The organism is Marinospirillum sp. (genome assembly GCF_014859565.1).
The window spans coordinates 1-5,066 of the sequence record NZ_JACUUA010000226.1 but is presented as its reverse complement, the minus strand read 5'-3'; the positions used below and the strand labels follow the sequence as shown (position 1 = coordinate 5,066).

The 5,066-nt window shown below is 52.9% G+C and carries 4 protein-coding genes; 3 read left to right on the top strand and 1 reads right to left on the bottom strand.

The window, feature by feature from the left end:
- Window positions 1–330, bottom strand: a 330-nt coding sequence (locus tag IBX50_RS17070) for a lecithin retinol acyltransferase family protein (protein WP_292257504.1), incomplete at its 3' end; no start/stop codon positions are given.
- 310 nt (window positions 331–640) lie between these two features.
- Between IBX50_RS17070 and IBX50_RS17065 the strand changes: the two genes are divergently transcribed.
- The 3 genes from IBX50_RS17065 to IBX50_RS17055 are packed head-to-tail and all read left to right on the top strand — an operon-like array spanning window position 641 to window position 5,057.
- Window positions 641–3,271: a hypothetical protein gene (locus tag IBX50_RS17065; protein ID WP_292257503.1), complete on the top strand. Its 2,631-nt coding sequence runs from the start codon at window positions 641–643 to the stop codon at window positions 3,269–3,271.
- Between the two features lie 29 nt (window positions 3,272–3,300).
- Entirely contained in the window at window positions 3,301–4,551 is a 1,251-nt protein-coding gene (gene csm6, locus IBX50_RS17060; RefSeq protein ID WP_292257502.1) for a CRISPR-associated ring nuclease Csm6, read from the top strand.
- Window positions 4,551–5,057 carry an AAA family ATPase gene (locus tag IBX50_RS17055; protein WP_292257501.1) on the top strand — a complete coding sequence of 169 codons (507 nt, stop codon included), beginning with the start codon at window positions 4,551–4,553 and terminating at the stop codon, window positions 5,055–5,057. Before csm6 ends, IBX50_RS17055 begins: the two co-directional genes overlap by 1 nt.
- Window positions 5,058–5,066 lie beyond the last annotated feature (9 nt).

The following is a 5,066-nucleotide window of genomic DNA, read 5'->3' as shown; positions in this document are numbered from 1 at the left end:
GCTGCTTTTCTCACCCTTGAGGCACCAGTTGGCAAAGTGTTCACAATTGTTGGAGAAAATGTTGTACCCCGTCTTTCCCACGCGGCTTCGGGCACGCTTGACCACTTCATCGGCTGAGAAAACCAGACCAGGGCGTGAAACCACCTTGACATCGCCACCGGCACAAAAATCATGCAAGGACGTTTCCTCTATGATGGCCTCTTTTGAAAAATCAAATCCATCGGATAAGCCCGTAAAGTGCGCAACCTGCCCATCTCCCAGATAAATACCGTGGTGACTATAGAAAACTCTGGAAACCTTGATATGGCAACCGCTGGTCAGTTGGGTCATGGTTTGATCTTCGCTGAGTGGTGGATTGAGGCTGAATGCAACTGGAGCAATGATACACAACCGCTCCCTGGCATTTGTAACGGCAAATTTGTCGACCAGCTAAAAGCATCCGCATGCGTAGAATTGCAGAAGCCACCTTCCCGGTAACCCATCGGGCACAGCAGGAGCAATAACCATGAAAACCGTCTTGATCATTACTGCTACAACCCTGACGACTCTGGTACTCTATGAACTTTACAACAGCAGCAAAGTGCTGAAAATCGAATTAAAATAATCGTGAATCCACCAATGGAATGCACAGGATACAGTCATGACCTTAGCCATCCGATTACCACGCGCACCCGAACAATCACAGCCTGAATCCCTTCAAGTTCTGAACTCCTTGCCTGAGTTGGCTGGAGCCGACAGCCTGCAACAGGTATTGCAGGCACTGGATGCCCTAGCACTGCCCGACAACCAGCCACTAAGTTTTCTGGGATCTCTTGATACCCCTGCCCTCTACTGGTTTGCTGCACGCACACGTTTTCCATCTGCAACACTCTGGCTGCTGCAGGGCAATGATGCCTGGCTGAAGTTGACAGCTTCCGGGCATCAAGAGCAAAAATCACACGCTGCACCAGCAAAACCACTACCCTCGCCAACTGAGTCAGTGGACCCAGAGGCATGGGGAACCACCGCTTCTGTTTCAGATGTCGATGTAAAAAAAGTGGTAGAACAAACCTTTCGGAATCATGCCTGGAATCTGGCTGAAGCCGAAAGGATGTTACAGGAACAGTTGCACCATTTCAGTGGTGAGCCAGCACTGTTGCAAGAGCTTCAGACCGCTGCCCGCCACGGCCGTCATGCCTTTCAGATGAGTCTGGCCCTGAATAAAAAACTGCAAGCCGGCGCCTCATTCAATGAAGTTGCCGAGTGGATCGAACAACAGGCAAACAGCCAGCCACACCGGGTCGTCAAGCACCTCAAGATCGAGATGCAGAAGAAAAAAAACTGGCACAACACCCAGCACCAAAAGCGTCAGGCAGCCCGTCAGTTCAAGATTACCCTGCCAAACATCGCTCTTACAGATGGCTTGCACCCCCAAAGCCTGCGGGCTTTGCCACCTTCGAGTGAGTGGCAAATCCTGATTGATGAAAGTGGCAAAAAGTTCAGCCTGGATGCCACCGAGCTGAATGAAACCGATCGTGACCTTGGCCGTATAGTGGCCTTGGCGTTGCCGGCCAACAGTAACCTACTGCCCTTGAGCAGACCCCACCACGCCTCCGACTTGACTCATGCTGAAATTCAGAAGCTGTTACTGGCAATCATCAACAGTAACAGTGGAATATTGGGCGCTACAGTCCGCCAGGATCTTTTGACTCACAACTGGATCAGTGCCGTGGCACAACTGGCACGCTGGGCTTTACTGATGCTGCCTGTCAACGGACCCACACGCGTCAGAATCCTGATTGAACAGCGTGATGTCTACACCTCCAGCACTGCACTGACAGCACTGGCGCAAACGCTGGAAAATGAGCTGAAGCTGCTGGCTCCCGGACGCTTTGCCCAACTGCAGTTGCAACTTGAAATCATGTCCAAAAACCACCCCCTGAATGGTTATGTGGACGTAATTGCCAATGCCTGGGCAAGCCCCGATGACATCAAACGCAAGATGCTGGCCAGAACACACTGGCGCAATCATTGCCTGCTGCAGAACAGCGACATGCAACTAATCGAGCGTTTTTATCAACGCGTCAGCAACAGTCCGGAGCTGTCTGCCGAGGACTGGTTTGAACTCTGCCAACTGGCTGCGTTGGAACCGGAACACTCCCTGCTGCGGCACTTGCTGATACAAACTGCAGAGCGTGCACAACAGGACCCCAGCTTCTGGCAGCAGTGTGTTGATGTTGCCAGAACGCGAGTCAGCACCAAACGATTCACTGCCAACAGCCTGCTGCGTGCACTGGAGTGGCTGGAAAGCACCCGCTCCGGGCACGCACTGCCCGGCCTGCTGGAATTGCAATTGAAATCCCTGCAGCTGGCTGCAAAAAATCATCTAGGACTATCCGACCTGCAGCTGGTCAGCGAGGTCCTTAAACGCGCGCAAAGCTTACTTGAAGAGTCTGCACCGGATGCTTGCGAAGCCATTCTGCGGGTCGCCATCAGTGCCACCAACATCATGGATTTCACTAGCCCTCAACCATTTATTGAGCAGTGGCTGCAACAGCCGGTTGCTGCGGTCGGCCTGTTGAATCATGGCAAACTGCATTCCACCCTGGGGCAACTGGCCGCGTTCAACAATCAGCCCACCCGTGCAAAAAGTGCTTTTGATGCTGCACTGGCCTGCTTTAATCGTTTGTCGGACCCACAAAAAGCACTTCGTGAAAGTCACCAGACGCTCATTTATCGCAGCTTGGTGCTGATGGATGATCAGGATCCCCAAACCCGCAGTCACATCATGCAGCTGGCAGAACAGGCCACACACAAAACCGGTGATGCCAGCATCAAGGCAGTCGCTCGCAGTGGTGACCCACTGCGCTTTGATCATTACCTGCTGCTGCGCTGGCTGGTGGTGCATCAAGACACCACGGCAGAACGCAACACCTACCTGACTGCTGAGCCCGAATGGCAGTTTGGTGAAGGCCACCCCTGGATGCTGATCCTGGCCTATCGCGGCTGGCTGCTGGCAGAAAACGGCGCCAGGGAAAAAGCCGGCAACTATTTTAATGAAGCCATCGAAGCCTGCATGCAGCCAGAGCAAGGCCCGCTGTTGCACTGGATGGCCTGTGTACTGTCTGCCCTGGCGCAAAGCCTTCAGCTGCCTGTAGAAAAGCTAGAAGCCACCTCTCAGCAACTGCCGGCGGTGTTCCCGATTGCAACGCTTGCTACGCTAGCAGCGGCAACAACCCATCAGGCACGTCTGGAAGCTCTGGGCAAAGCCCTGCCATTCAACTTCCACTGACCCCATGATAAATAGTAAAGGAGCACCCCTTGAACCAGCAAAAACATCTGCTGCTAGCCATCACCGGCAGCTCGCCAGCGGTGGTCACGGAAACCCTCTACGGCATCAATAAGCGCGGTGATGCCTGGCCGGATGAAATCAAGATCATCACCACCGCCTACGGCGAGCAAAAAGCCTGGGAAGGCCTGCATCAAGCGGGTCACTTGCAGGCCCTTTGTGAAATGCTGGATAAACCCCTGATCCCCTTTACCCGGGATGATATTCTGGTGGTGCCCGATGCCAACGGCCAACCGGTTGAAGATGCCCGAAGTGAAGAAGACCATGAAGCCCTGGCCAACTTCATCATGGCCAAAGTGCGAGATTTTACCGTGGATGATTACACCAGCATTCATGCCTCAATAGCTGGCGGTCGTAAAACCATGACCTTTTATCTGGGTTATGCCATGAGCCTGTTTGGCCGCCACCACGACTGCCTGTCACACGTGCTGGTCACAGAAGGCTATGAATCCAGCGACTTTTACTATCCGACCCGTGATGATCAGTGGTTTGTCGGCTTCAAAGGCCAGAAACTCAATGCTAAAGAGGCCCGAGTCACACTGACAGACATTCCTTTCATCCGCCAGCGCAGTCTGGTTCCGGAGTTACTGAAAGAAGTACAAAGTCATTTGAATTTTCGTACGCTGGTCGATCTGGTCAACCTTGGTGAGCAACCAGCACGGCTGGTATTGCATTTACACCTGAAAGAGCAACGGCTGGATGTCATGATCAAACCCGGCAAGTCACTTTTAACCAGCATTCACATTGCCAACCCCTTGCACTGGGCCTTGTATGTACTGATTGCTGAAGACTCCATGAAAGACAAGGGGCAGCGCGGCAACTACCCGGCACCAAAAAATGGCAAGGGAAATGAAGACCAGTTGCTGGCCACCGAGTTGTTAATTAAGCTCAATGAAATCATGGACTTGAAACTGAACGCCAAGGACGGAAAAGAAATGCTGGATAAACTGCTTGATGACAACCGCCTCTGGAGCGAGCATGCCAGCCTGTACCGTGGCATCCAGGCCTTCAGGAATAATAATGATGGCATGTCTGCTAACAACTTCAGTTCCTACCTGACTTACCTGCAGAACGGCATGAAAAGCAAACTGCCCAAAAATCTGGCCAATTGCATTCTGCCCAAACCCTTGTTCAACGATGATGAAAGTTCGCCCAAAGTGCAGGGAGCTGGTTACGGCATCAACCTTCCTGATCCGAAAAGTCAGATCCTAATCATCCGGTGATGCCTGTACCTTACAGCAACAGTGACTTCAGCCTGCTGATCCACAGCTTCTGCCTTCAACCCTGCCAGCCGCCTACCCCGCCACTGATCCTGATTCGTGGGCTGCCAGGCAGTGGCAAGAGCAGCCTGGCCCGGGATTATGTCCATCACCTGCACCTGGAGGCCGACCAATACTTCATGCAAGCAGGTCAGGGTTATCAGTATGACCCCATCCGGCTGGAAACCGCCCACCAGGCCTGCATACTCAGGACTTACTGGCACCTCCAGGTGGGTGGTCAGGTTGTTATCAGCAACACTTTTTCCCAAGGGTTTGAACTTTACCCCTATTTTGCACTGGCACGGCATTTCCAGTGCAGGGTAAGGCTTCTGGAGACCACAGGAAAATGGGCCAACATCCACCAGGTGCCTCAAACAGTCATTGAGCGGATGCAAGAGCGATGGCTTCCACTGCCCGAAGGCGATTATTCACTGCCAGCCCATCGAAATCACAAAAACAAAAGGAGATGACCATGCATC